At 67.5% G+C, this 26,665-nt stretch carries 21 protein-coding genes; 12 read left to right on the top strand and 9 right to left on the bottom strand.

What is annotated here, in order from left to right:
- Positions 1-13: 13 nt before the first annotated feature.
- Both C5F75_RS09775 and C5F75_RS09780 read left to right on the top strand, forming a co-directional pair.
- On the top strand, positions 14-3,181 hold the full coding sequence (locus C5F75_RS09775; protein ID WP_059583401.1) for a multidrug efflux RND transporter permease subunit: 3,168 nt from the start codon (positions 14-16) through the stop codon (positions 3,179-3,181).
- 763 nt (positions 3,182-3,944) lie between these two features.
- On the top strand, positions 3,945-6,665 hold the full coding sequence (locus tag C5F75_RS09780) for a TonB-dependent receptor plug domain-containing protein (protein WP_059583399.1): 2,721 nt from the start codon (positions 3,945-3,947) through the stop codon (positions 6,663-6,665).
- Between the two features lie 309 nt (positions 6,666-6,974).
- On the opposite strand, the gene C5F75_RS09785 is transcribed toward C5F75_RS09780, so the two are convergent.
- Both C5F75_RS09785 and C5F75_RS09790 read right to left on the bottom strand, forming a co-directional pair.
- Complete coding sequence (locus tag C5F75_RS09785; RefSeq protein WP_059585370.1) at positions 6,975-8,318, bottom strand: APC family permease; 1,344 nt, start codon at positions 8,316-8,318, stop codon at positions 6,975-6,977.
- Positions 8,319-8,438: 120 nt separating this feature from the next.
- Positions 8,439-9,284 (bottom strand): carbon-nitrogen hydrolase family protein, encoded by an 846-nt coding sequence (locus tag C5F75_RS09790; RefSeq protein WP_059585369.1) that lies wholly within the window; start codon positions 9,282-9,284, stop codon positions 8,439-8,441.
- A 175-nt stretch (positions 9,285-9,459) separates the two neighbouring features.
- On the opposite strand from C5F75_RS09790, the gene C5F75_RS09795 reads away from it, so the two are divergent.
- Positions 9,460-10,278: a response regulator transcription factor gene (locus C5F75_RS09795; RefSeq protein WP_059585368.1), complete on the top strand. Its 819-nt coding sequence runs from the start codon at positions 9,460-9,462 to the stop codon at positions 10,276-10,278.
- Here C5F75_RS09795 and C5F75_RS09800 read toward each other — a convergent pair.
- Positions 10,245-11,012, bottom strand: coding sequence for a GNAT family N-acetyltransferase (locus C5F75_RS09800; RefSeq protein WP_124658034.1), 768 nt, complete (start codon positions 11,010-11,012; stop codon positions 10,245-10,247). The genes C5F75_RS09795 and C5F75_RS09800 overlap by 34 nt on opposite strands.
- Positions 11,013-11,226: 214 nt before the next feature.
- Here C5F75_RS09800 and C5F75_RS09805 point away from each other — a divergent pair, with 214 nt between their 5' ends.
- Genes C5F75_RS09805 through C5F75_RS09830 form a run of 6 tightly spaced genes read left to right on the top strand, consistent with a single transcriptional unit; the run spans position 11,227 to position 16,650 of the window.
- Positions 11,227-12,369 carry an acyl-CoA dehydrogenase family protein gene (locus C5F75_RS09805; RefSeq protein ID WP_059585366.1) on the top strand — a complete coding sequence of 381 codons (1,143 nt, stop codon included), beginning with the start codon at positions 11,227-11,229 and terminating at the stop codon, positions 12,367-12,369.
- A 49-nt stretch (positions 12,370-12,418) separates the two neighbouring features.
- Positions 12,419-13,321, top strand: coding sequence for an HpcH/HpaI aldolase/citrate lyase family protein (locus C5F75_RS09810; protein ID WP_059585365.1), 903 nt, complete (start codon positions 12,419-12,421; stop codon positions 13,319-13,321).
- An 8-nt stretch (positions 13,322-13,329) separates the two neighbouring features.
- Positions 13,330-13,983, top strand: a complete 654-nt coding sequence (locus C5F75_RS09815; protein WP_059585364.1) for a pyridoxine/pyridoxamine 5'-phosphate oxidase — start codon at positions 13,330-13,332, stop codon at positions 13,981-13,983.
- The gene (gene metC, locus C5F75_RS09820; protein WP_059585363.1) at positions 13,974-15,209 is read left to right on the top strand and encodes a cystathionine beta-lyase; all 1,236 of its coding nucleotides are present in this window, start codon (positions 13,974-13,976) and stop codon (positions 15,207-15,209) included. The genes C5F75_RS09815 and metC overlap by 10 nt, the downstream gene beginning before the upstream one ends.
- Positions 15,203-15,847 (top strand): glutathione S-transferase family protein, encoded by a 645-nt coding sequence (locus C5F75_RS09825; RefSeq protein ID WP_063892451.1) that lies wholly within the window; start codon positions 15,203-15,205, stop codon positions 15,845-15,847. Before metC ends, C5F75_RS09825 begins: the two co-directional genes overlap by 7 nt.
- A gap of 20 nt (positions 15,848-15,867) precedes the next feature.
- A complete protein-coding gene (locus C5F75_RS09830; protein ID WP_063896780.1) occupies positions 15,868-16,650 on the top strand; it encodes a glutamine amidotransferase in 783 nt (260 codons plus the stop codon).
- On the opposite strand, the gene C5F75_RS09835 is transcribed toward C5F75_RS09830, so the two are convergent.
- The 5 genes from C5F75_RS09835 to C5F75_RS09855 all read right to left on the bottom strand — a co-directional run bounded on the left by C5F75_RS09835 (position 16,573) and on the right by C5F75_RS09855 (position 22,232).
- The gene (locus C5F75_RS09835) at positions 16,573-17,307 is read right to left on the bottom strand and encodes an autoinducer binding domain-containing protein (RefSeq protein WP_059608823.1); all 735 of its coding nucleotides are present in this window, start codon (positions 17,305-17,307) and stop codon (positions 16,573-16,575) included. The genes C5F75_RS09830 and C5F75_RS09835 overlap by 78 nt on opposite strands.
- Before the next feature lie 85 nt (positions 17,308-17,392).
- On the bottom strand, positions 17,393-17,824 hold the full coding sequence (locus C5F75_RS09840) for a hypothetical protein (RefSeq protein WP_059585360.1): 432 nt from the start codon (positions 17,822-17,824) through the stop codon (positions 17,393-17,395).
- 59 nt (positions 17,825-17,883) lie between these two features.
- Positions 17,884-19,422 (bottom strand): DHA2 family efflux MFS transporter permease subunit, encoded by a 1,539-nt coding sequence (locus C5F75_RS09845; RefSeq protein WP_059585359.1) that lies wholly within the window; start codon positions 19,420-19,422, stop codon positions 17,884-17,886.
- Complete coding sequence (locus C5F75_RS09850; RefSeq protein ID WP_081059345.1) at positions 19,419-20,783, bottom strand: efflux RND transporter periplasmic adaptor subunit; 1,365 nt, start codon at positions 20,781-20,783, stop codon at positions 19,419-19,421. The genes C5F75_RS09845 and C5F75_RS09850 overlap by 4 nt, the downstream gene beginning before the upstream one ends.
- A gap of 9 nt (positions 20,784-20,792) precedes the next feature.
- Positions 20,793-22,232, bottom strand: coding sequence for an efflux transporter outer membrane subunit (locus tag C5F75_RS09855; RefSeq protein ID WP_226093782.1), 1,440 nt, complete (start codon positions 22,230-22,232; stop codon positions 20,793-20,795).
- Between the two features lie 163 nt (positions 22,233-22,395).
- Here C5F75_RS09855 and C5F75_RS09860 point away from each other — a divergent pair, with 163 nt between their 5' ends.
- Both C5F75_RS09860 and C5F75_RS09865 read left to right on the top strand, forming a co-directional pair.
- Complete coding sequence (locus C5F75_RS09860; protein ID WP_059585357.1) at positions 22,396-23,232, top strand: AraC family transcriptional regulator; 837 nt, start codon at positions 22,396-22,398, stop codon at positions 23,230-23,232.
- A 119-nt stretch (positions 23,233-23,351) separates the two neighbouring features.
- Positions 23,352-24,719, top strand: a complete 1,368-nt coding sequence (locus tag C5F75_RS09865; protein ID WP_059585378.1) for a glutamate--cysteine ligase — start codon at positions 23,352-23,354, stop codon at positions 24,717-24,719.
- 19 nt (positions 24,720-24,738) lie between these two features.
- On the opposite strand, the gene C5F75_RS09870 is transcribed toward C5F75_RS09865, so the two are convergent.
- Positions 24,739-25,851, bottom strand: a complete 1,113-nt coding sequence (locus tag C5F75_RS09870) for a 3-deoxy-7-phosphoheptulonate synthase (RefSeq protein ID WP_059585356.1) — start codon at positions 25,849-25,851, stop codon at positions 24,739-24,741.
- A gap of 384 nt (positions 25,852-26,235) precedes the next feature.
- Here C5F75_RS09870 and C5F75_RS09875 point away from each other — a divergent pair, with 384 nt between their 5' ends.
- Complete coding sequence (locus tag C5F75_RS09875) at positions 26,236-26,646, top strand: acyl-CoA thioesterase (RefSeq protein ID WP_059585355.1); 411 nt, start codon at positions 26,236-26,238, stop codon at positions 26,644-26,646.
- Positions 26,647-26,665 lie beyond the last annotated feature (19 nt).

Below are 26,665 nucleotides of genomic sequence, written 5' to 3' on the forward strand. Positions count from 1 at the left end.
CTGACGCACGCCGATGCCGTCGTTCTTCATCGACCGCCCGGTGTTTGCGTGGATCGTCGCGCTCGCGATCGTCGTCGCGGGCGTGCTCGCCATTCCGCAATTGCCGGTCGCGCAGTATCCGCGCCTTGCGCCGCCACGCGTCGTGATCACGGCGGCCTATCCGGGCGCGTCGACCGAGACGGTCGACGGCGCCGTCGGCAGCATCATCGAGGAAAGCCTCGACGGCGCCGACGGGCTGCAGTACTACGAAACGAGCAGCGACGGTCACGGCAATCTCGAGATCGACGTGACGTTCGCGCCCGGCACGGATCCGGACATCGCGCTCGTCGACGTCAACAACCGGCTGAAGCAGGTCGAGCCGCGGCTGCCGCAGCAGGTCGTGCAGCAGGGCATCGGCGTGTTCAAGGCCGCCAACACGTTCCTGATGCTCGTCACGCTGACGTCGACCGACGGCACGCGCGACTCCGCCCAGCTCGGCGACTATCTGAACCGTTACGTGCTGCGCGAACTGAAGCGTGCGCCGGGCGTCGGCGCGGCCCAGCTGTGGGACGCCGACGAGGCGCTGCGGGTCTGGCTCGATCCGAACAAGTTGCGCGAATACGACCTCGGCGCCGACGACGTGATCGCCGCGATCGGCGTGCAGAACGCGACGGTCACGGCCGGCGCGATCGGCGATGCGCCGTTCGAGCGCGGCCAGCAGCTCACCGCGACGATCGTCGTCAAGGGGCAACTGACGTCGCCGGAGGAGTTCGGCCGGATCGTGCTGAAGTCGAAGCAGGACGGTTCGGTGGTGCGTGTCGCCGACGTCGCCCGCGTCGAAATCGGCCGCGACGACTATTCGTTCTATTCCCGGCTGAACGGCCGCCCGGCGGCTACCGTCGGGATCCAGCTCGGCCCGCGCGGCAACGCGCTCCAGACGTCGAACGCGATTCGGGCGCGGCTTGCCGAGCTGTCGAAGACGCTGCCGCCGGGCGTCGCGGTCGAGATTCCATTCGACGGCGCGCATTTCGTGACGATCGCCCTTCGGGAAGTCGTGCTGACGCTCGTCGAGGCCGTCGTGCTGGTGTTCTGCGTGATGTGGCTGTTCCTGCGCGAGCTGCGCTACACGCTCGTGCCGACCGTCGTGATTCCGGTCACGCTGATGGGCGCGTTCGTCGCGATGTGGGCGTTCGGGCTGTCGATCAACGTGTTCACGATGTTCGGCCTCGTGCTGGCGATCGGCATTCTCGTCGACGATGCGATCGTCGTGGTCGAGAGCGTGCACCGCGTGATGGAGGAGGGCGTGTCGCCGCGCGAGGCGACGCGCCTCGCGATGAAGCGGATCGGCGGGGCGATCGTCGGCGTGACGGCGGTGCTGACGGCCGTGTTCGTGCCGATGGCGTTCTTCCCGGGCAGCGTCGGCGGCATTTACCGGCAGTTCGCGGTGTCGATGATCGCGTCGATGCTCGTGTCGTCGTTCATGGCGCTGTCGCTCACGCCGGCGCTGTGCGCGAATCTGCTGAAACCGGTCGGCCGTCGCGAAGGCGCCCACGTGCCGCGACGCAGCCTCGGCGCGCGCCTGGCCGACCGCTTCGGCGTCGCGTTCGCGCGGGCCGAGGCCGGCTATCGGCGCGTGACCGTGTCGGCGGTACGCCGCACGGGCACGGTCGCGGGCCTCTATGCCGCGCTCGTGGCCGTGTGCGGGCTGCTGTCCTGGATGATGCCGGGCGGCTTCCTGCCGACCGAAGACCAGGGGCAACTGCAGGTGATGATCCAGTTGCCGGCTGGCGCGACGCAAGCGCGCACGGTGGCGGTCGTCCAGCGCGTCGAGGCGATTCTGCGCGCGGAGCGGGCCGTCGCGAACGTGACGAGCGTGATCGGCTGGAGTTTCGCGGGCAGCGGACAGAACGTCGCGATGGCATTCGTCGAGTTGAAGGACTGGACGCAGCGCGACGTCGATGCGATGACGTTGCGTGATCGCCTCAACCGGCGCTTCGACGGGATTCTCGACGGCGACGTACAAGCGACGCTGCCGCCATCGGTGCCCGGCCTCGGTCACGCGGACGGCTTCACGTTCCGTCTCGAGGATCGTGGCGGGGTCGGGCTCGACACGCTGAAGGCCGCTCGCGAGCAGATGGCCGCGCGCGCGAAGGCGGACCCGGCGCTCGCGTCCGTGCATTTCGAGGACTTGCCCGATGCGCCGCGCATCGAGCTCGACGTCGATCGCGCGAAGGCGTATGCGCTTGGCGTGCCGTTCGAGCGTATCGCGGGGCTGCTCGGCGGTACGTTCGGCTCGAACTACATCAACGATTTTCCGGCGTCGGGCCGGATGCGCCGCGTGATCATCGAGGCAGATCCGGCCGCACGCGCGACCGACGCGCAACTGATGGCGCTGACGGTGCCCAACCGCACGGGGGACATGGTGCCGCTGTCGGCCATCGCCGCGCCGCACTGGACGGTCGGCCCCGTGATGCTGAATCGCTACGACGGCTATCCGTCGCTCGACGTCAGCGGCCGGGCGGCGACCCACACCAGTTCGGGCGCGGCGATGGCGGAGATGGAGCGGCTTGCCGCGATGCTGCCGGCCGGGATCGGCTACGACTGGGTGGACGCGGCGCGCGAGGAGCGGATCGCCGCGCGGCAGACGCCGCTGCTGGTCGGGTTGTCGGTGCTCGCGGTGTTCATGGCGCTTGCCGCGCTGTACGAAAGCTGGACGATTCCGTTGTCGGTGCTGACGATCGTGCCGCTCGGCATCGTGGGGGCATTGGCGGCGGCGCTCGCGCGCGGGATGCCGAACGACGTGTACTTCAAGGTCGGGATGATTACCGTGATCGGGTTGTCAGCGAAGAATGCAATTCTGATCGTGCAGTTCGCGCGTGAGCTCGTCGGGCGCGGCGTGCCGCTGCGGCAGGCGGTGGTGGAGGCGGCGGCTGCGCGGTTTCGGCCGATCGTGATGACGTCGATGGCGTTTCTGCTCGGCGTCGTGCCGTTGGTGCTGGCGACCGGCGCGGGTGCGGAAAGCCGGCGTTCGATCGGAATCGGCGCGTTCGGGGGCGTGCTGGCGGCGACAGTGTTCGGGCTGGTGTTCGCGCCGGTGGCGTTTCGGGTAGTCGTGTCCATAGGCCGGCGCGGGCGGCATGCGGCGGTGACGAAGCGCGACGCGCAGCGCGTGGAAACGCCCGGGAATCTGGAGACCGATTGATGGTCGCGACGGGTGTTCCACACGAAGGCTGTCAACTCGCCGGTGCGCGACGCCGCGCACGTGCGCGAAGAGCTGCTCCATCAAGAGTCCGATCTGTTCTCAGGATGAGTGCCCGCTCTTTGCTAAACAAAAAAGTTTTGGCTGACGAGTACCGGCCGTGTGCTCCATTGCGGCGCATTCGCGAGGGGGTGAAAAGCAGCCAAACAAGGAAGACAAGACAACGGTATCGGCTGGTGAACCATATCGCTTTCATTCGGCACCAACCGAGTGCGCTCAATGCACCTAAACAAAGTTATGTGGCATCAAATATTTTTTGACGCATAGATTCTGTCCTGCTATGTTCGCGTCCAACGTAAAACTTTGGTAGTGAACGGTAATGAAGATTCCGTGTATTAAGGCTTTCAAAGTGAAGGCGTAAAGCAGTCATTCAACGAGCGGCTGCCTTTCCTGGCAACGCGTACGGGCTAATTGACGAGGCGCCATGGTGCGAATGTTCCAGGGTGCAGCTTTTTTGCAGCCGTTCGATGCGCGGAAAGATCGAATCATGTAATTAGGTTTCCTAACTCAATAGGGATGCCGTTTCTTGTAATTCAAGTTCATTCGGCGTGGCAGTAGAAGAAATAACGTTGAAAGAAATGAGCGGGCGAACGGAATGGTTGCGATCGCCAGATGATGAATCAGGAAAGCGGGGCAGCGCTATTTAAAGGCCGGCGAATCTCCGTGCATACAAAAAGGTCAGGCCTTGCGACGACAGAGGGGTGTTATGAAACCAACGGCTTTGGGGTCGGCAATACGCAGCATCGTATGGGCTGAAGTCGCGTTGACGGCGGCTTTGGGTACCTCCGCTTACGCGCAGACAACGCCTGTCGACGGGAGCGTCGCCGCCGAGCAAACCGGCAGCGCTGCCGCCGCCGCGCCCGCGCCGGCATCTGGCGCCACCGCGGGCGGGCAGACCGTGAAGAAGCTCGACAAGTTCGAGGTGACGGGCTCGCTGATCCGCACATCCGACAAGGTCGGTCACACCGAAGTGCAGGTCATCACCGCGAAGGAAATCCAGCAAAGCGGATACACGACGGTCGCCGATTTCCTGCGTTCGACCTCGGCCAACTCCGCAAGCAGCTGGGGCCAGACGACGATGAACAGCTCGGCCCCCGGCGGCGCCGGCATGGCGTTGCGCGGGCTCAGCGAGAAATACACGCTCGTGCTCGTCGACGGCCAGCGCGTCGCGAACTATGCGCAGTCGGTGAACTTCACCGACACGTTCTTCGATGTCAACGCGATCCCGCTGAACATGGTGGAGCGCGTCGAGATCGTCAAGACCGGTGCGGTATCCGTCTATGGCTCCGACGCGATCGCGGGCGTCGTCAACATCATTACGAAGAAGAACTTTCAGGGCCTGCAGATCGACGGCCAACTCGGCAAGGCGCAGCATCCGGGCGACGGGCAGGGTAACTTCAGCGTACTGGCCGGCTTCGGCGATCTGAATTCGGACCGCTTCAACGTCACCGCGGCCGCCAGCTATTACCGCGATTCGGGCTCGACGCTCGGCGATCGCGACATGACGTCGGCGCAAGACTTCACGCAATATCCCGGCGGGCTGGCAGCGCCGCTCGGGCCGAACCAGCAATCGTACTGGTCGCTGGCGGACGGCTCCAAGGTGCCGCTTTCGCCGTGCCCGCCGGGCAGCAAGACGAGCGCGACCAATTGCACGTACAACCCGGCCGCGTCGACATCGCTCGTTCCGTCCACGACGCGCCTGAACGCGAAGGTGCGCGCCACCTTCAAGATCGACGACAACACGCAAGCCTATGCGGGCTTCTGGGTGAGCCGCGATGAAACCGTCCAGCTGCAGGGACCGGCCTCGATCTCGAGCACGACGAACGTCTACAACCCGGCGACCGGGTCCGTTTCGCCGCTGCCGCGCACCGTACCGGTGAGCAACCCCTATAACCCGTTCGGTGTGCCGACGGCGATCAACCTGACCTTCCCGGGCAACGTCGTGGGGGCGGACACGGTATCGACGTTCTGGATGGCGAACACGGGCGTCAAAGGTTCGTTCGATGCGGGCAGATTCGGCGCATGGGACTGGTCGGCCGATTACGGTCATTCGCAGAGCACGGTCGATACGACGTATCGCAACCGGATCAACGTCGCGGGCCTCGAGAACATGCTCGCGAACGGCACCTACAACTTCTCGAACCCGGCCGCCACGCCAAACGGCCTGAACGGCGTTTTCACGGACGACGATCAGCAGGCCATCTCGAAGATCGACAGCGTGACAGCCAAGGCCTCGACGTCGAATCTCTTCACGCTGCCCGGCGGCCCGGTCGGCCTGGGCCTGGGCACCGAGTTCCGCCACGAATCGTCGACGATCAACCCGCAGACGCTCGCGTCGCAGGGCGTATCCGCGCCCGCGAACGTGCAGACGGTGGAGGGGTCGCGCAACGTCGCCGCCGCGTTCTACCAGGTCGACATTCCGATCCTGCGCAACCTGACGTTCACGCAGGCGGGCCGCTACGATCACTACAGCGACTTCGGCGGGGCGTTTTCGCCGAGTTTTGCGCTGCGTTTCCAGCCGGTGCAGATGCTGACGACGTATGCATCGTACAGTCGCGGCTTCCGCGCGCCGACCCTCGTCGAAAACTCGCAGGCCGTCTATCTCTCTCACCAGAACCTCGTCGATCCGAACGATCCGAGCGGTGTGCCGACGAAGCACTTCACGACGGAGCAAGTCGCGGGCAATCCGAATCTTCAGCCCGAGCACACGAAGAACTACAACATCGGCTTCCAGCTTTCGCCCGATGCGATGACCGATATCGGCGCGGCGTTCTACAAGGTCCGCATCGACGGCGTCATCGGCACCGACGATCCGAACGCGGTGCTCGTCGCCAACGATCCCTCCCGCGTCGTGCGCAACGCCGACGGATCGGTGCGTTACCTCGTTCAGCATTTCGTGAACCTCGGTGCGCTCGACACCGATGGTTTCGATCTCAACTTCCGCAAGGCGGTGCGCACCAAGTACGGCACGTTCACGCTCGCAGGCGACTGGGCCTATGTGTGGCACTTCAAGCTGCACAGCCCCGGAACTGCACCGCAGGACTTCGCCGGCAACAACCTTGCGCTGCTGCAGCCGTTCGGCGCGAGCAACCCGCGCTGGAAGGGCAACACGAGCCTGAGCTGGGACTACCGGCAGCTGACCACCACGCTGACCTGGCAATACACGGGACCCTATACGAACGCCGTGGCCGCGGAATTCGGCGACGGCGGTACGGGATCGGTGGCGTCGTACAGCCAGTTCAACCTCATGTTCAACTATCGCGGCTTCAAGCATTGGACGATTTACGGCGGCATCACGAACCTCTTCGACAAGAAGCCGCCGTTCGACGTCGAGTGGCAAGCCGTGCCCGACATCACTGGCTATGACCAGTCGCTCTACACGGACCTTGGCCGCTTCTTCCAGATCGGGGCGACGTACCGGTTCTGACAGGGAGGAAACCGCCAGGCGGCAACCGGTCCCGGCGCGCGGCCCGCGCCGGGACGACGAGGAATGAGCTGGACTGGCAGGCGGCTTTACTCAAGGCAAGGGCGGAGGTGCAAGGTTCGAATGCGAGGATGCTTGGCTAGCAGCACGCCGTGCAGTCGACTTTATCGTATTTGACATAATCATAATTATCGATAGTTCACGTTGTAGCGGCTAGATAGAAATGTCCGCTTTTGGCTACATAGAGATGTCCGCATTCGGGCCGCGTAAGCTGACCGGCGGCCGGCTGGTCATCGGTTTCGTCGCGTCCCGTCAAATCGCCACTTCCGGCGGTGCCTGCCGAAACAGCCGCGTAATCCAGCACAGATACACGAGCCCGAGCGCGAACCACACGACGCCGAGCACGAGCGCCGTCTTCTCGAGGCTGACGAGCAGCCATATATCGGCCACCGCGCCGATCACCGGAAAGACGATGCCGCCGAGCACGCCGATCCTGCGCTCGCCGCCGTGATTGCCCGACAGGTACAGCCGAATCACGCACAGATTGACGGCCGTAAAGGCAAGGAACGCACCGAAGTTGATGAACGACGTCGACGTGGCGACATCCAGCTTCAACGCGATCAATCCGACGACGCCGGCCAGCGTGATGTTGATCGCGGGCGTCTTGAAGCGCGGGTGAATGAACCCGAAGATCCGCTTCGGCAGGATTTCATCGCGGCCCATCGCATACAGCAGCCGGCCGACGCTCGCCTGCGCGGAGATGCCCGATGCGAACTGCGCGAGGATCAGGCCTGCCAGGAACACCGTCACGAACAGGTCGCCGCCGATCATCCTCGCGACTTCGAATGCAGCCGAATCCGTGTCCTTGAACTCGACGCCGGGGTGTGCGAGCTGCATCGTGTACGCAGCGATCACGAAGATCGCGCCACCGATCAGCGCAATCAGCAGGATCGCGCGCGGCATGTTCTTTTTCGGATCGATCGTTTCCTCGGTCAGCGTCGATACGGCGTCGAAGCCGAGGTACGAGTACGCGGCGATCGCGGCACCGGCCATCGTCGCGCCGAACGGCACATGCGGCTTGAAGAACGGCTCCGCCATCGCGATACCGCCCGCGCCTGCCGCCGCCGACGCGTAGTGCCAGCACAGCACGACGAACATCGCGACGATCGCCAGTTGCACGATCATCAGCACGATGTTGAAGCGTGCCGCCAGTTCGATGCCGACGATGTTCAGGCCGCTCGTCAGCACGATGAACGCGACGATCCAGATCCACGTCGGCACATGCGGAAATGCCGCGTTCAGATAGGCCGCGCCGATCAGCCAGATCACCATCGGCAGGAAAAAATAGTCGAGCAGCGTCGCCCAGCCGATCATGAAGCCCAGATGCGGGTTGAACGTCTTGCGCGTGTATGTGTAAGCGGAACCTGCCGCCGGAAAGAGCCGTGCAAGCTTGCCGTAGCTGAGCGCGGTGAACGCAATGGCCACCAGAGCGAGCAGGTACGCGAGCGCGGCCGTGTCGTCGCTGGCCTTGGCGAGCACGCCGTACGTACCGTAGACAATCAGCGGCGCCATATAGGCGAGGCCGAACAGCAGCACGGAGGGCAAGCCGAGCGTGCGCTTCAGGCGCGCGGGTTCGTGGGATGACGACGCTTGCATGTTATCTCCTGGGCCTTCGAGGCCGATCGAGTGCCTGTGGCAGGCCTTTCAATGGAATGAGCCGGCACCGCCGGGCGTGACGCCCGTGCGATGTCGCAGAGGAACAGCGAGTGAGCCGGATTACCCGGTGCGGTGACGGCGCGCGCCGATCATCAGCGCGCGGCGTCCGTTCGGCTCCTCGATGGGCGCGAGACCGAGTGTCACGCGTGCGTCGTGCAGATAGCTGTAGTGTTCGCGGCTTGCTTCGAGACGCGTCAGATCGAGGCTCGTCTGCACGACGGCTTCGTCCCGGCCGAGCTCGAGCCTGCTCTCGCCGAACGGATCGACCAGTGCGGACTGGCCGGCGAATGTCAGGTCGTCATCACCGGAGCCGCAGCGATTCACCATCAGCGCGAACATCTGGTTCTCCATCGCACGCGCCGCGATGGCACGGCGATGCACGGGGCCGAACGGATCCATGTTGCCGTTGGTGACGATCAACAGATCGGCATCGAGCGCACCGATCGCGCGCGCCGTCTCAGGGAATTCGATGTCGTAGCAGATCAGCAGGCCCACCGTCAGGCCATTCCACGGACAGGTTACGAAACGGTCGCCCGGCGTGAATACGCCGACATCCGACGCCCACAGATGGGTCTTGCGATAGCGCAGCACGAGGTCGCCCTGATCGTCGACGAGCACCGTGCTGTTGTAGAACCGTCCGCCGTCGCGTTCCGCGAGGCCGACCGCGACGGCGACGCCCTTCTGTCGTGCCGCATCGCGTACCGCGGACAACGCGGGACCGTCGAGCGTCTGCGCGACATCGGCGACGTTGTCCCGCGTCGGGAAGCCCGACAGTGTCGTTTCGGGGAACACGACCAGCTTCGTGCCACCTGCCACATCGACGCGCCCGATCGTGTCGATCACCTTGCGCGTGTTGTGTGCGACGTCGCCGTCGACCAGCGCGAGTTGTGCGAGTTCTACCTGCATGAAGCCCACTCCTTCCAATACCCTTTCATTCGCGTGTCGTATCCATTGCATCGCGCATACGACGCTTCGTCGAGCAAAGCAGCCTCCACCGCCGCCTGCCGAAGTGAGGTCGATTATCGGGTTATTATTTTTGACCAGAAATTCCCCACCAGGGTTACCCTCACCGGAGCACACGATGGACCTCGAATGGCGAGATCTCGCTTTTCATCGGGAGATTGGTTCGGCCATCGACGCGCTCGATGGCCCGCATTTCTGGGCGCGCCTCACGCGCGTGCTCGAACGGCACCTGGATTTCGACAACTGGGTCGCGCTGCGTTTCGCACGCGATGGCGCGCCGCTCGTGCTCGCCGAACAGGCGATGCCGGACGGCAAGATCGACCTGATGTTCCAGGACTACCTTGCCGCGCTCTACCAGCTCGATCCGTTCTATCTCGCCGCATTCGAAACGCAGGCGTCGGGCTTCTACACGCTGGCCGACGTCGCGCCGGACAACTTCCGGATGACCGAGTACTACCAGCGCTATTTCAAGAAGAACATCGTCGGCGACGAAGTGCATTTCAACGTCGTGATCGATCGCGATCACACGCTGGGTTTTTCGCTCGGCAAGACGAGCAAGTACGACGAGCGCGAGATAGCCTTGCTGACGCTGTACACGCCGTGGGTGCTGTCGTTGATGCAGCAGCGCCTGCGCTTCGAGACGTTCGCCGCGAAGGAGGCGCCGCGTGCAACGGAAAGCGAGCTGCCCGATCCGCACGCGCGCTTCGGCACGCTGACCGGCAAGAGCGGACGCGGTGCGTTGACGACGCGCGAAATCGAAGTGGCGATGTTGTCGTTGAGCGGGTTCTCGTCGCGCGCGATCGGCGAGAAGCTGTCGATCTCGTTCGAGACCGTGCGTGCGCATAAAAAGCATATCTACGCAAAGCTCGGTGTCGGGTCGCAATCCGAGCTCTTTGCGTTGTTCTACGATCCGGCAAGAGCGGGTGAATCCACGTGATTTGCCGCGTGTCCTGACGGCCCGGATGCCTGCAAGCGCCCTTCGTCAGGCTCCCCAACGGTATCCAGGTCGAGCCGCAGATCCGTCACGAATGCACTCCCCGGCTGGCGCGACAGCGTGAATCCGACGGAACGCGCAAGGCCTTTCATCGCATCGTTCTCGGTCAGCATCGTGCCGACCATCTGCCGCATGCCCGAGCGCCGCGCGAGATCGATCAGGCTCGACAGCAGCATACGGCCGAGCCCTTGCCGCTGCCATGCGTCGTCGATCACGATCGCGCATTCGACGATCTCGGTTGCTCCATCGTCAATCGCATAACGTGCAACGCCGATCAAACGCTCGCGACCGCCGGCGCGGATCGTCGCGATCACCGCGCCTTCCCGCCGGCGATCGATGCGGGTCCATCGGATCAATTCGTCTTCGGTCGGCTTACGTGCGGACATCAGCCTCAGGTAGCGGCTGCGGCTCGACAGCCGGTCGACCAGTTCGCGTTCGATGTCGAGATCGCCGGGCTCGATCGCACGCAGGAGGATCGGCGTTCCGTCCCGCGCGTCCCAGACGCGCCGGACGCCGAGCGCCGGCGCATCCTGCCTGGCCGTGACGCAGGCCGCCCATTCGGGCGCCATCGTATCCATCGTGCCCTCCGCCTTTTCCTGCCGGTCGGGCGCGTCGCCACCGGATCGCAGCGTACGCTGCCCTGACCTTATGCATCGATTATCGGGACGGCCGCCCACCCGATAAATGCCTGGCGGAAGACTTCACAGTTGGTCGTGCGGAAACAATGGACCGGCAACGCGAAGCCGGCACGCCATGTGCCGGTGTCATCGCCGTCATTGGCGCGGCAACTACCACTACTGCCAGTACCTGCACTGTCCGTGCCCCCTTAACCTTGTCGTCATCGCTGGCGCGCCGTCGAAGGCCGCGCCGCTTCGACCGGAGACACGACAGATGCCATTTGACTGGACGCAGGAGCAGCACGCGACGCGGGCGCGGTTTCGCGACATTGGCGCCGGAATCGCCGCCGCCGTGGAACGCGACGGCCGCGCGCCCGCCGGATTCGACGAAGCCGGCTGGATGAAGCTCGGGCAGGAAGGACTGTGGGACATGATCGTGCCGCAGACGTATGGCGGCGACGGTCACGGCTGGTGGCACTTTTCCGCGGCGCTCGAAGGGCTTGCGTCATCGATCCGCCGCCCGGCGCTGCTGCTGTCGGTGATCGCGCAGGCCGGCATGGTGCGCGCACTCGAACGGTATGGCACGGCCGCGCAGCAGGACCGCTATTTCGGTGCGATCCTGCGTGGCGAACTGAGCGCGACCGCGATTGCCGAGCCGGGCACCGGCACCGACGTGCGCAGCATCGCGACGACGCTCGCCGAGCACGGCGACGGCTACAGGCTGACCGGCAGCAAATTCAATATCGCGCATGCGCCGCTCGCGCGTTTCATCCTCGTCGTCACGCGCATCGAAACGCCGGGCCGGCGCAACACCGCGCTCGTGATCGTCGATCGCGACCAGCCGGGCATCACGGTGAGCCCGCCCGACCGCAAGCTCGGCCTCGACGACCTGCCCACCGGCGCGCTGCATTTCGACGACTGTCCGATCACGCGCGGGCAGCTGCTCGGCGAACCGGGCGCCGGGCTCGGCAACCTGATCGACATCATCTCGCTCGGCCGGCTCTATTACGGCCTCGTCGCCGCCCAGGTGACGGCGCCCTATCTGCGCGACGCGATCGGCTATTGCCGCGAGCGACGCAGTTTCGACAGCACGATCGATGTCCACCAGTACGTGCAGCGCCGCCTCGTCGATTTGCAGATCGGCATCGAGCGCGGCACGTGGCTCGCGCGCGGCGCGCTCGCGCAATTGCTGACGGATCACCCGCACGCGCTGATGACATGCTCGATCGCGAAGCTCGTCGGCGCTCAGGATCTCGTCGACAGCGCGCTCGGCCTCGTGCGGCTGTACGGCAGCCTCGGCTACCAGGCCGGGCCGGTGGCCGCGTTCGCGGCGGACGCACTGGGCTTCATGAGCGTCGGCGGCACCGAGGAAATGCATCGCAAGAACATCTTCAACCAGATGATGCGCGCCGGCTGATCGCCCGCGCCATCGCCACGCGCACCGCGCGCCTTACAGGAAACCACGCATGACACCGACGAACCGACGCCCTTCCCGCCTGCGCCGCTCCTGGCTGTTTCTCGCCGGCGCCGATCACGATGCGCTCGTTGCCGGCACCGCGAGCGGTGCGGATGTGCTGATCCAGGAACTCGAAACCTTTACGCCGCCCGACCGGCGCCCGGCCGCGCGCGAACTGAGCGAGCGGGTGCTCGCGGGCTGGCGCGATGCCGGCGTGCTGGCGTCCGTGCGCGTGAATCCCCTCGACGCGGGCGGCATCGACGACCTGCGCGCCGCGATGCGCGGCCGCCCGGACATCGTGATGATGTCGTACGTCGCGACGCCCGAGCAGGTCGTCGCGCTCGACGAAGCCGTCACGCGCTTCGAGCGCGAATACGACATCGTGCCGGGCTCGACCGAACTGGTGCCGAACGTCGAGACGACGCTCGGCCTCGTGAACACGATGGCGATCGCGCGCTCGAGCCCGCGCGTGTCGGCCGTGCTCGTCGCGACCGAGGACATGGTGGCCGACATGGGCGCCGAGCGCACCCGTGCGGGCCGCGAGCTCGACTACGTGCGCTCGCGCTTTCGCGTCGAATGCGCGGCGGTCGGCGTGACCGCGATCGACTGCCCGTACAGCTATGCCGACAACGAAGGCGCGGAACTCGACATGCGCGTGTCGCGCGGCCTTGGCTACCAGGCGAAAGCGATCGTCAACGCGCAATTCGTGCCGGTCGTCAATCGCGTGCTGACGCCGACGGCCGACGAGGTCGCCCTCGCCCGCCGCGTGATCGACGCGTTCGATCACGCGCGGCGTACCTCCGGCGGCCGCCGCGTGGCCGCCGCCGTCGTCGACGGCTTCCTCGCGGAAGTCCCCGACTATCTCGCCGCGCATCGGCTGATCGCCCGCGCGACGCAATTCGGCATCGCATGAGTATCGCCATGGATACGATCGCCACGCGCCTGAAGGCGCTGAAAACCCTCGCGCATGCCGCGCCGCACGTGCCGGCCGACCACTGGGCCGACACGCCGCACGCGCAGTTCGAACGCTGGCTCGACGAGGCCGTGACCGCCGGCGCGCTCGAACCGCAGGTGACGACGCTGTCGACGGTCCGCCCGGACGGACGGCCCGATGCCCGTTCCGTCGTGCTGCTGAACGTCGACGCGCGCGGCTGGCATTTCGCGGCGAACGCACGCAGTCCGAAGGGCCGCCAGCTCGCGAACCGGCCGTTCGCGGCGCTGACGTTCTACTGGCCCGCGATCGCGAGCCAGATCCGGCTGAGCGGCCCGGTCGAGCGGTTGCCGGACGCCGAAGGCCATGCCGATTTCGCAAGCCGCCCCGAGCGGTCGCGCGCGAGTATCCTGGCCGGACGGCAAAGCGAACGGCTCGACGATCCGGCCGACCTGACGCGTGCGATCGACGCGCAGCTCGAACGGCTGGCCGCCGATCCGGCGCTCGTGTCGCCCGACTGGCACCTGTATGCGCTGGCCCCCGACGAAGTCGAGTTCTGGCGAGCCGACAGTTCGCGCCGTTTCGCGCGGCAGGCTTATCGTCGCGCGGGCGCGCGCTGGGAACGGTGTGCGCTATGGCCGTGAAGCGTGACGAACCGCCGCCGCCGCGCGACGGCGCGCATGACGGCCTGCACGACGACACGCGGCTCGCGCACGCGGGCCGCGACAGCGCCGCGTGGCACGGCTTCGTCAATCCGCCCGTCTACCATGCGTCGACCGTGCTCAGCCCGACGGTGTCGGATCTGCTGAACCGCACGCAGCCGTATATCTACGGCCGTCGCGGCACGCCGACGACGGACGCGCTCGAGCGCGCGGTGACGAGCCTCGAAGGCGGCGCCGGCGCGGTGCTGTGCCCGTCGGGCCTGTCCGCGTGCACGCTCGCGCTGCTGTCGTGCCTGAAGCCCGGCGACCATCTGCTGATGACCGCATCGGTCTACGGCCCGGTGCGTCACGCATGCGAAGGCGTGCTTGCGCGGCTCGGCGTCGAGACGACGTGGTACGACGGCAGCACGCCCGTCGCAGCCGCGTTTCGTCCGAACACGCGTGCACTGTACGTCGAGGTGCCCGGCTCCTACACGTTCGACATGCACGACATTCCCGCGCTCGTGCGGCTCGCGCATACGCACGGTGCGCTGGTCCTCGCGGACAACAGCTGGGCCACGCCGCTGTTCTTTCAGCCGCATGCGTTCGGGATCGACCTGTCGATCCAGGCCGGCACCAAGTATCTGGTCGGGCACTCGGATGCGATGCTCGGCATGGTGTCGGCCAACGCGCGCGCATGGCCCGCGCTGAAGCAACTGCATGGCGATCTCGGACTGTGCGCCGGCCCCGACGACGTGTATCTCGCGCTGCGCGGGTTGCGCACGCTCGGCGTGCGGCTGCGGCAGCATCAGCGCAATGCGCTTGCGGTCGCGAGCTGGCTCGCGACGCGCGCCGAAGTGCAGCGCGTGCTGTATCCGGCGTTGCCGGGCGACGCGGGCCACGCGCTGTGGCGCCGCGATTTCCGTGGCGCGTCGGGGCTGTTCTCGATCGTGCTGCAACCGGCTCCCGCGCACGCGATCGACGCGTTTCTCGATCATCTGGCGCTGTTCGGGCTCGGTTATTCGTGGGGCGGCTACGAGAGCCTCGCGTTGCCGTTCGAACTGGACGCGCACGGCCTCGCGGCGCGCTGGCCGGCCGGCAGTTGCGGCGTGCGCCTGCACATCGGACTCGAGGATGCGGACGACCTGATCGCCGATCTGGCGGCGGGCCTCGACCGCTACGCGGCATGCGCGTCGACCGCCGCCTGCGAGGATGCCGCGCGATGCTGACCGTCTGGGGCCGCCGCACGTCGTTCAACGTGCAGAAGGTGTTGTGGCTCATCGGCGAGCTCGGCCTGCCTTACCGGCATATTCCGGCCGGCGGCGAGCACGGCTCGCTGCAGACGCCCGCGTTCGCGGCGCTGAATCCGACCTGCCGGATCCCGGTGATCGACTGGGACGGCGACGTCGTGTGGGAGTCGCACACGATCCTGCGCTATCTGGCCGCGCGCGTGCCGAACAATCCGTTCTGGTGCCGCGACACGTTCGCCCGTTCGCGCGCGGAGCGCTGGATGGACTGGTCGCAGACCGCGCTCGAACCCGACGTGATGACCGGGTTGTTCTGGGCACTCGTGCGAACGCCGCCGGAGCGGCGCGACGATGCGATCGTGCGCGACAAGGCCGCGCGCAGCGCGACGCATTACCGGCTGCTCGACCGGCTGCTGTCGACCCAGCCGTTTCTCGGCGGCGCGACGCCGGGCCTGGCCGACATCCCGGCCGGCGCGACGCTGTTCCGCTATTTCTCGCTCGACGTCGAGCGGCCGCCGTTGCCGCACGTCGAGGCCTGGTACGCCCGCCTGTGCCGACGGCCCGCCTACCGCGAACAGGTGATGGTGTCGTTCGACGCGTTGCGCGGCCAGCCGGGCTGACCTTCTACCGACCTCACGACATGACGCATTCCGCCCTTCGCCCGATCCTGATCGTGCTGCATCGCGAACAGTCGAGCCCCGGCCGGATCGGCCGGCTGCTCGCCGCCCGCGGCCATCCGCTCGACATCCGGCGCCCGCCGCTCGGCGATCCGTTGCCGGCGACGCTCGCCGACCATGCGGGCGCCGTGGTGTTCGGCGGCCCGATGAGCGCCAACGACGGCGATCGCTGGATCCGCGACGAGATCGACTGGATCGGCGTGCCGCTGCGCGAGGCGGCGCCGTTTCTCGGCGTCTGCCTCGGCGCGCAGATGATGATCCGCCATCTGGGCGGTCGCGTGAACGCGCATCGCGACGGGCGCGCGGAAATCGGCTACTGGCCGATCGCCGCGACGCCGGCCGGCCGGCGGCTCGGTTCATGGCCGTCGCACGTGTATCAGTGGCATCGCGAGGGCTTCGAGCGCGTCGCGGGGCTCGAGATCCTCGCGACCGGCGAGCATTTCGAGAACCAGGCCGTCCGTTACGGGCCGCGCGCGTACGGTGTCCAGTTCCATCCGGAAGTGAGCTATCCGATGATGCGGCGCTGGAGCACGGCGGCCGCGCACAAGCTGGGGGTGCCCGGCGCGCAGGATCTCGCGACGCAGGCGAACGAAGGCTGCCGGCACGACCGCGCGACGGCCGCGTGGCTCAGCGCGTTTCTCGACCGCTGGCTCGACGGGACGCCGGCATCAGGTCTGCACGGTCACGTCGGAGATGCTGATCAGCCCCCACTCGACCGCGCGCAGCACGGCTTCGTGCCGACGTGACACGTTGAACTTGCGGCGGATGTTCATGAAGTGGAAGTTGATGCACGACTCGGTCACGTTCAGGATGTGGCCGATTTCCCACGAGGTCTTGCCGGCCGCATGCCAGCGCAGGCACTCGACCTCCCGTCGGCTCAGACGCGGCACGCTGTCGGGCGGTGCGTGGCAGCGCGTGCCGGCGATCGCTTCGCAGGCGATGTCGCGCAGCAGCGTGAGCGCCGCCAGATGCCGGTCGCAGCGCTCGCACGTGGTGGCGAGATCGTCCGCGCTCGCGCACGACAGCATGCCGACCTCCCCCTTCGGGCCGCGCACGGGCAACACGACGCCGCTGCGCATGCCGTACGCGGCCGCCGCCTCGTAGCATGGCCGTTGCCCGGGCAGCCCGAACAGCGCGCCGTCCCAGACGAGCGGCAGCGCCGAACGGAAGCAATGCTGCAGCATCGGGTCGATGCGGTCGAACTGCCGCTGCCGGTACAGCGCCGTCCAGCCCGGCACGCCGCTGCTCCACTTGCGCGCGAGATCGAACGATGCGCCGGCAAACGGCAGCACGATCAGCACGACCTTGTCGAACCCCATGCCGGCGGCCGCGTCGGTCATCCGCTGCCATGACGCGTCCGTGTCGCCGGGTACCAACCATTTCAGACAATCCAGTCCTTTCATACAAGCCACCCCGTTTATTAGTTGGAATCTGCAATCAGGCGGACTTGCGCAACCGGTTCGAGGCGTTGCGCGCGAACGGGCCGCGCTAGACCGCCTCGGTCAGACGTCGCCGACCCGCCTGCTTCGCGTCGTCGAGCGAAGCCGTCACGTCGAACGGGATCCCGAACGCCTTTTCGATGCCGGATGCGTTCGCGATGGCCGCTTCGCGCTCGTTCGGGTCCGGTTCGACCGACACGAGCGCGCGGCAGACCGCGGCGAGCGCGGCGCGGTTCTGCTTGAGCCACATGCCGCGCTCCTTGCGGTCGTCGTGCGGCTCGTCGGGGCGGGCCGGCGGAAAGATCATGACAAACGGCTCGCCGTGCCGCATCAGCGCGTGCATGTCGTCGAGCCAGCGCTGCGCGTAGCCGCGGGAGGCAATGGCGTCGTTGCGCACGACGACGAGCGGGAATTCCGTGACGTCGAACACGGCGAGCGCCGCCAGTGCGGACGGCGCGTTTCCAGCGTGGTGGGTAGGCATCGGGTCAGTCTCCATCGAGTTGAACAGCATGGGTCGGAACGGGCCGCGCGGCGCCCGCTTCATCGTTTCGCGGCAGCGCCGGGGCCGAACGGCGGGCGGGCGAACCACACCACCGCGATCACGGCGAGATACACGCAGCCGAGCGCGAACGACACGTCGTTGAACGAGATCTGGTACGCCTGCGCGTCGACCAGGTTGCCGAGCAGCGCTGCCGCGCGTTGCGGATCGCCGCCGCCCAGCTGCGCGAGTTCGGCGCGAACGGCCGGATCGAACCTGCTCAGGTGTTCGCTGAGCTGCGCGTGATGCAGGATCGCGCGCCGGTCCCACAGGAACGACGTGATCGACACGGCGAAGCTCGCGCCGAGCGTGCGCAGGAACGTCGACAGGCCGGAGCCCGCGGCGATCTCGTCCGGCTTCAGGTCGGACAGCAGGATGCTGTTGATCGGCATGATGAACAGCGCGAGGCCGAGGCCTTGCAGCAGCTGGATCAGCGCGATGTGCGTGAAGTCGACGTCGGGTACGAAGCCCGCGCGCAGGAACGACGACGTGCCGAGGATCGCGAACGCGCAGCACACGAGCACGCGCATGTTGAAGCGCGGCGCGTACTTGCCCATGAACGGCGTCATCAGCACGGGGATCACGCCCATCGGCGCGACGGCCAACCCGGCCCAGAACGCCGTATAGCCGAGCGTGCGCTGCAGCCACTGCGGCACGATCACGTTGACCGCGAAGAACGCCGAGTACGCGAGCACGAGCGTCAGCGTGCCGGCCGCGAAGTTGCGATGCGCGAACAGCCGCAGGTTCACGATCGGGTTCGGCTCGTTGAGTTCCCAGATCAGGAACAGCGCGATCCCGAACGCGGCGACCACCGACATCACGACGATGAACGTCGAATTGAACCAGTCGGCTTCGTTGCCCTTGTCGAGCACGATCTGCAGCGCGCCGACGCCGACGACGAGCGCGGCGAGCCCGACATAGTCGACGCGCGCGGCGACCGTCGTCTCGACGCGCGCGCGCATCTGCGCGAACACGCACATCGCGGCGAACACGCCGATCGGCAGATTGATCAGGAACGCCCAGCGCCACGAGTAATGTTCCGTCACCCAGCCGCCGAACACGGGGCCCGCGATCGGCGCGACGACGGTCACCATCGCGATCATCGACAGCGCGAAGCCGCGGCGCTGCGGCGGGTAGATCGACAGCATCAGCGCCTGGGTGGTCGGGATCATCGGCCCGGCCACGAGGCCCTGCAGCGCGCGGAACGCGACGAGCTGCGGCAGGTTTTGCGCGAGGCCGCACAGGAGCGACGCGAACGTGAACGCCAGCGTCGCCCACACGAACAGCCGGACCTGCCCGACACGCTTGACGAGAAACCCGGTCAGCGGCAACGCGATCGCATTGCTGACCGAGAACGTCGTGACGACCCATGCGCTCTGCGTCGTGCTGACGCCGAAGTTGCCGGCGATCGTCGGCAGCGAGACGTTCGCGACGGTGCCGTCGAGCACCTGCATGAACACCGCGAGCGCGAGGCCGAACGTCGTCAGCGCGACGCTCGACGGGCGAAAACCGGCGTCCGCGGCCGGCATCGGGCCGCTCATCGCACACGCTCCGCACGCACCGCCGCCGGCAGGTTCGCATGCACGACGTCGGCGATCAGGCTGTCGGCGCGCGCCAGCTCGTCGCGGTACACGTCGGTCCTGAACACCGGCGCGTCCTGCGCGCGGCGCGACAGCATCGCACCGCTGCGGTCGTGCTGGTCAACGCGCGCGTGCATCGACAGGCCGATGCGCAGCGGATGCGCGTCGAGTTGCGATGGATCCGTCAGTTCGATTCGCACCGGCAGGCGCTGCACGATCTTGATCCAGTTGCCGGTCGCGTTCTGCGCGGGCAGCAGCGAGAACGCGCTGCCGGTGCCGACGCCGAGGCTCTGCACGCGGCCCTTATAACGCACGGCGTCGCCGTACAGGTCGGCCGTCAGCTCGACCGGTTGCCCGATCCGCATGTGCTCGAGCTGCTTTTCGGTGAAGTTCGCGTCGACCCACAGCTCGCGCAGCGGCACGACGGCGAGCAGCGGCACGCCGGGCGACACGCGTTGCCCGACCTGCACCGTGCGCTTGGCGACATAGCCGGTGACCGGCGCGACGATGTCGGTGCGCGCACGGGCAAGATAGGCCGCGCGCAGCCGCGAGGCCGCGGCCTCGACGTCGGGATGCGACGCGACCGCGGTGTCGTCGACGAGCGCCTTGCTTGTCTGGTGCTGTTCGCTCAACGTCGCGAGCGCGCTTTGCGCGGCGGCGTACGCGCTTTGCGCGGACGTCAGCGTATCGAGCGCATGCGCGAGCTCCTCGCGCGAGATCGCGCCGGAGCGGCCGAGATCCTCGCGGCGCCGGTAGTCTGCCTTCGCCTTGTCGAGCGCGGTGCGCCGCGCGTCGAGATCGGCACGCGCGCCGTCGATGCTGTTCGCGAGCCCGCGCTCGTTGCTGTACAGGCCGCGCACCTTGCGCACCGTGGCCGCGAGGTCGGCCTGCGCGGCCGCGAGCGCGATCTGCGCGTCGCTCGCGTCGAGACGGACGAGCGGCGTGCCGGCGCGGACGAGGTCGCCGTCGTCCGCGTCGATCGACACGACGGTGCCCGTCACCTGCGGCGTCAGCTCGACGACGTTGCCTTGTGCGTATGCGTTGTCGGTGGACTCGTACCAGCGGCCGACGAGCCCGTACCAGATGCCCCAGCCGACGATGCCGAGCGCGAACGCGGCGACGAGCGCACGCACGAGGTGCTTGCGTCTTGCGGGCGGCGGCGTGGCCGGTGCGGCGCCGCCCGGTGCCGGTTGCGTGCGGGCGTCCGACCCGCCTGGCGCGCGCGGCGCGCCGGTGTGGTCGGCCGACGGTTGCTGGCGGGCGCTGGCCGGATCGGCGGCTGCGGGCCGCGCGGGAGTCTGCAGGGTGTTGTCGCTGCTCATGGTTCGATGTCAAGGACGGTGGGAAGGAGTGGCGGCGAGCGCGACGTCGTCCGGCTCGGCGCGGAAGCCGCCGCCGAGCGCGGCAACGAGCTGCAGCGACTGGTCCGCGCGCTGGGCGCGCAACGCGGCGACTTCGCGGCTCGCGATCAGGAGCTGCTGGCGCACGACGAGCGCGTCGAGGTAGCTGCCGACGCCCGCGCGGTAGCGCGCGTCCGCGAGCCGCCATGCATCGGTGGCGGAATCGAATGCGCGCTGCTGCGCATCGGCCTGCACGGCGAGCGAATGCAGCCGGTGCAGATCGTCGGCCACCTCGCCGATCGCGCCGATCAGCGTCTTGTTGTAGCTGGCGACCGCGACGTCGTATTGCGCGTCGCGCTTGCGCAGCACACCGCGCCGTTCGCCGCCGTCGAAGATCGGCAGGCTCACGGCCGGGCTGACGTTGTAGGTGCGCGACGCTGCCTGGAACAGCGATGCGCCGCCGCGCGTCGCGAGACCGATCAGCGCGGTGAGGCTCACGTCGGGCAGGAAGTCCGCGCGGGCGGCCGCGACGTTGCGACTCGCGGCTTCCACCCGCCAGCGTGCGGCGACGAGATCGGCGCGCCGGCCGAGCAGCGCGGCCGGCAGGTCGGCCGGCACCGCGAGCGCGGCGGTGGGCAGCGGCGCGGGCCGCGCGAGCGCGAGGCCGCGATCGGGGCCCGCGCCGAGCAGGATCGCGAGCGCGATGCGCGCGCTGTCGATCGCCTGCGCCGCGCGTGCCTGCTCGCGCATCGCGGCCGCGACTTCGCTTTCCGCCTGGCGCTGCTGCGCGACGTTGTCGATGCCTTTCGTGACACGCTGACGCGTCAGCGACAGTGCTTCGTCGGCCCGTTCGTATTCGGCCCGCGCGACGTCCTGCTGATCGAACGCATAGGCGAGATTCACGTAGGCACGCGCGACGTTGACGGACAGCAGCACGCGCGCGGCCCGTGCATCGATCTGCGCGGCCCGCGCTTCGCCGAGCGCGGCTTCCCACGCCGCGCGGCGGCCGCCCCACAAATCGAGATCCCAGCTCAGGCCGAGATTGATTTCGCGCGTGTGGCTGAAGACGCCGCCGCCCTCGCCTTTCGAGAACTGCGTGCCGGACGTGCGTTCCCCTTTCGCGCCCGCGCGGCCGACCAGATGCGGCAAGCGGGCAGCCTGTGCTTCGATCACGAGCGCCTGCGCCTCGCGCGCACGCGCATCGGCGGTCGCGAGATCGGGATTGCCGGCAAGCGCTTCGTCGATCAGCGCATTCAACTGCGCATCGTTCAGCGCAACCCACCAGTCGGCGGCCGGCCAGTCGGCGGCCGGCGCATGCGCGAGGCTGCGCGCTGCGGCGAGCGTATCGGCGCCGCGCAGCGTGCCGGCCGGCGTGAGCCCGTCGCGGCTCGCGCATGCGCCGAGCATGACGAGCGCCACGACTGCGGCCATGCGCGACAGGACGCGCCGCGCGACGGCATCGCGTGGCGAGGGAGCAAGTGCTGCGTGCATCGCGTTCCTCTGCTTCGTTTGGGTTTGAACACGACACGCATTGTTGGACGCTCCCGGGTAAAGCTGATAATGTTGTTTAGACAAAAAATAATGAATTCCGGCCATGCCCATCCGAGAAGCCTCTCCCGCCCGCGCGGCGCAACGCGCCGACGCCGATCCGAGCGAACGCGCGGACGGCCCATCGCTGATCGCCGTCTGGGGCGAGGACGACGGCAGCAATACCTACCAGCTCGGCACGCGCGAGGTCGACTGGCACAGCCATCTGCGCGGCCAGGTGTTCTGCGTCGAAAGCGGGTTCGCGCACGTGCGCACGCCGCACGGTTCGTGGCTGCTGCCGCCGCATCGCGCGGGCTGGATTCCGCCGGGCGAGCAGCACAAGGTCAGCATCAGCGGCGCGTTGAGCGGCTGGAGCGTCGTGATCGCGCCGGCCGCGAGCCGCCGCATGCCCGACCAGCCGTGCGTGATCGCGATCACCGATCTGATGCGCGCGCTCGTGCGGCGCGCGGTGTCGTGGGCCGACCAGGACCGGCTCGACATCGAACAGGCGCGCATGAGCGTCGTGCTGCTCGACGAGATGCGCCGCGCGCCGCACGAACCGCTGCACTTGCCGATGCCGCACGACCGGCGGTTGCTGCGGATCGCCAATGCGATCCTCGGGCAGCCGCACGACAGCCGCACGCTCGACGCGTGGGCCGAGTGGGCCGGGCTGTCCGCCCGCACGCTGAGCCGGCTGTTCGTCGCGGAAACCGGCACGAGCTTCGCGCAGTGGCGGCAACAGGCGCGGCTCACGCATGCGCTCGAACGTCTGGCGAACGGCGACAGCGTCGCCAACATCGCCGACGCGCTCGGCTATGCGACGCCGAGCAATTTCATCGCGATGTTCCGCCGCGCGTTCGGCGATTCGCCCGCGCATTACTTCGCGAAGCGCAAGCAGCCGTAATGTCGCGCGGCCTCGCACCGCCCCTATCACCCCTGCCAGTACTGCGCGCGCATCGACGTCGCTATAGTCGCCGTGCGACCGGCCGGTCGGTCGCCCAATGTGACCTGTGGAGGATGTCGATGTCGAACGCCGTCGGATCGGACAACACGCCGATCGTCTCCGAGCAGCAGCTCGCCGATCATCTGGCCGCCGGCTGCAAGCCGGCCGCGCAGTTCCGGATCGGTACCGAGCACGAGAAGTTCGTCGTTTCCCGCGCGACGCATGCGGCTGCGCGTTATGAAGGGCCGTCCGGCATCGCCGAGGTGCTGGCGCGGCTGCGCGGCGACGGGACGCCGATCGTCGATGCCGGGCAGACCGTCGGCGTGATCCAGCGCGACGGCGCCGCGATCTCGCTCGAGCCGGCCGGCCAGCTTGAACTATCGGGCGCCCCGCTCGATACGCTGCACGACACGCACGCCGAGCTGCACGCGCACCTCGCCGCGGCCCGCGCGGCATGCGATCCGCTCGGCCTGCGCTGCGTGCCGCTCGGTTTTCACCCTCACCTGTCGCGCGACGCGCTGCCGTGGATGCCGAAGCAGCGCTACGCGATCATGCGGCGCTACATGCCGCGGGTCGGCACGCGCGGGCTCGACATGATGCAGCGCACCTGCACCGTGCAGGTCAACCTCGATTTCGCATCGGAAAGCGACATGGCGCGCAAGATGCGCGTGTCGCTCGCGTTGCAGCCGGTCGCCACCGCGCTGTTCGCGAATTCGCCGTTCCGCGACGGCCGCCCGTCGGGCCTGCTGTCGACGCGCGCGCACACATGGCTCGATACCGACGAGGATCGCTGCGGCGCGCCGGCGCTGTTCCTGTCGCGCAGCTTCGGCTTCGAGCGCTACGTGAGCTGGCTGCTCGACAACGTGCCGATGTATTTCGTGCGGCGCGGCGATCGTTATGCGGACGCGACCGGGCACACGTTCCGCGATTTCATGCGGCGGCGCATTCCGCACCTCGAAGGCGAGACGCCGACGCTGGGCGATTTCGCGGACCATCTGACGACGGTGTTCACCGAGGTCCGGCTCAAGCGCTATCTCGAGATGCGCGGCGCCGATGCCGGCTCGCCCGACATGATGGTCGCGCTGTCCGCGTTCTGGACCGGCCTGCTGTACGATCCGGCGGCGCTGTCGGATGCCGGGACGCTGGCTGCCGAGATCGACCGCGGTACGCTGCTCGCGCTGCGTCGCGACGTGCCGCGTACCGGGCTCGATACGCCGGCCGGCGGCCGGTCGTTACGCGCGATCGCGGCCGATGCGCTCGCGATCGCGCATCGCGGCCTGCGCGCGCGGGCGCGCACGGATGCGGCCGGCCGCGATGAATCGATGTATCTCGCGCCGCTCGACGAGATCGTCGCCGGTGCGCCCACGCAGGCCGAGCACTGGCTGGCCCGCTATCGCGACGCGTGGGCCGGCGACGCGACGCGCATCCTTGACGAAGCCGCCATCTGAGCGTGTCGCGCCGGGCCGCTCACGCGCAGCAGGCGAGCAGCGGCTCGTGCGCGAACTCGGCGCCGAGGGGCAGCGGGTGGCCGCGTCGCCGCGTACGCACCGCGTGCGCGAGCGTCTCGAACAACTGCGCGGTATCGGCGAACGACAGGCACGCATCCGTGATGCTCTGCCCGTAGCGCGGCGGCACGCCGGGCACGAGATCCTGCCGCCCTTCGATCAGGTTCGATTCGATCAGCACGCCGACGATGCGCGTATCGCCGGCCGCCACCTGCGCGGCGACTTCCGCGCCGACGGCGAGCTGGTTCCGGTACTGGCGGCGGCTGTTGCCGTGGCTGACGTCGATCATCACGCGCGGCGCGAAGTGCGCGGCCGTCATGCGTTCGCAGGCGGCGTTCACCGCGGCCGCGTCGAAATTCGGTTCGCGTCCGCCGCGCAGCACGACGTGCGTATGCGGATTGCCGGGCGACGCGCTCGCGCATAGCCGGCCGCCTGCATCGATCGACAGGAACCGGTGCGCGTGCGCCGCCGCGCGCATCGCGTCGACGGCGACCTGGACATTGCCGTCGGTGCCGTTCTTGAAGCCGATCGGAACCGGCAGCGACGACGCGAGCTCGCGATGCACCTGCGACTCGACGGTGCGCGCGCCGATCGCGCCCCAGGCGATCAGATCGGCCAGGTAGCGCGGCGACAGCGGATCGAGCAACTCGGTCGCGGCCGGCATCTCCGCGCCGTTGATGTCGCACAGCAGCGCGCGGGCCGTATGCAGTCCGACGTCGATCCGGTCGCTGCCGTCCAGCAGCGGATCGTTGATCAGCCCCTTCCAGCCGACCGTCGTACGCGGCTTCTCGAAATACACGCGCATCACGATTTCCAGCTCGTCCGCGAAGCGCGCGCGTTGCAGCGCGAGCCGTGCCGCGTAGTCGCGCGCGGCGTCGGGATCGTGTATCGAACACGGGCCGGCGATGACCACGAGCCGGTCGTCCGCGCCGTCGAGCACGTCGACGATCGCGCGGCGGGTCGTATGAACGGTGCGCGACGCGCGCCACGCCGGCGGCAGCGCGCCGGCCAGATCCGCAGGGGACGGCAAGCGCAGCACGGCGTCGCGGTTTGTCGTCCAGGCGTTTGCATGCATGGGGACTGCCCTCCTGTCGATAATGAACGTGACTTTTTACTACAGCGCGACTGTATTGAATGGTGCTTTCGGCGCGCAACTAACATAGTTATCAGTTTCTAATTCATAACCTTATGAATGAGGTAAATAAGCGTCGGATTCGATAATTGAGGATCCTGTCGTCATGCCTGTTCGCGGGTGTCGAATGGAACGTTCATTGGGTTTTCGTTCGAAAATCAGGCTGTGATCTTGCAGCGGCGAATGCGTCCGCATGCGGCTTTCCGCCACGCTTCGCTATTCGTTCTGATAGTGGCGGCCCGATAGTCGTTCGATTAATTTTCGGATGCCCGACAGGCCATTCGGGCTCGAAAATATAAATCAACCCAGTCATTGCGGAGAGTCACCATGTCGAAACGGCATTACGAAACCCCCATTCACGTCAAGTATCGCGATACGGATTCGATGGGGCATGTGAGCAGCCCCGTCTATTACGACTATCTGCAGCACTCGTACCTCTGCTACATGTTCGATCTGCTCGGCCTGCCGCGCACCGAGAAACTGCCGCACATCATGGTGAAGACGCAGTGCGAGTACCTCGCACCGGCCCAGTTCGGCGACAACCTGACCGTCCGCTCGAGCATCGTGCGCTTCGGCAGCAAGAGCTTCGATCTCGAACACCTGATGGAGCGCGACGACCAGACCATCGTCGCGCGCGGCGTGTCGACGCACGTGATGTTCGATTACGCGAACAACACGACGCTGGCCGTGCCCGACGAATTCAAGACGCGCGTGCTCGAATTCCAGGGGTCGCTGTGATGCGTGCGCGCGCGCTCGG

The organism is Burkholderia anthinoferrum, from assembly GCF_002925705.1.
GTDB classification, from domain to species: domain Bacteria; phylum Pseudomonadota; class Gammaproteobacteria; order Burkholderiales; family Burkholderiaceae; genus Burkholderia; species Burkholderia semiarida.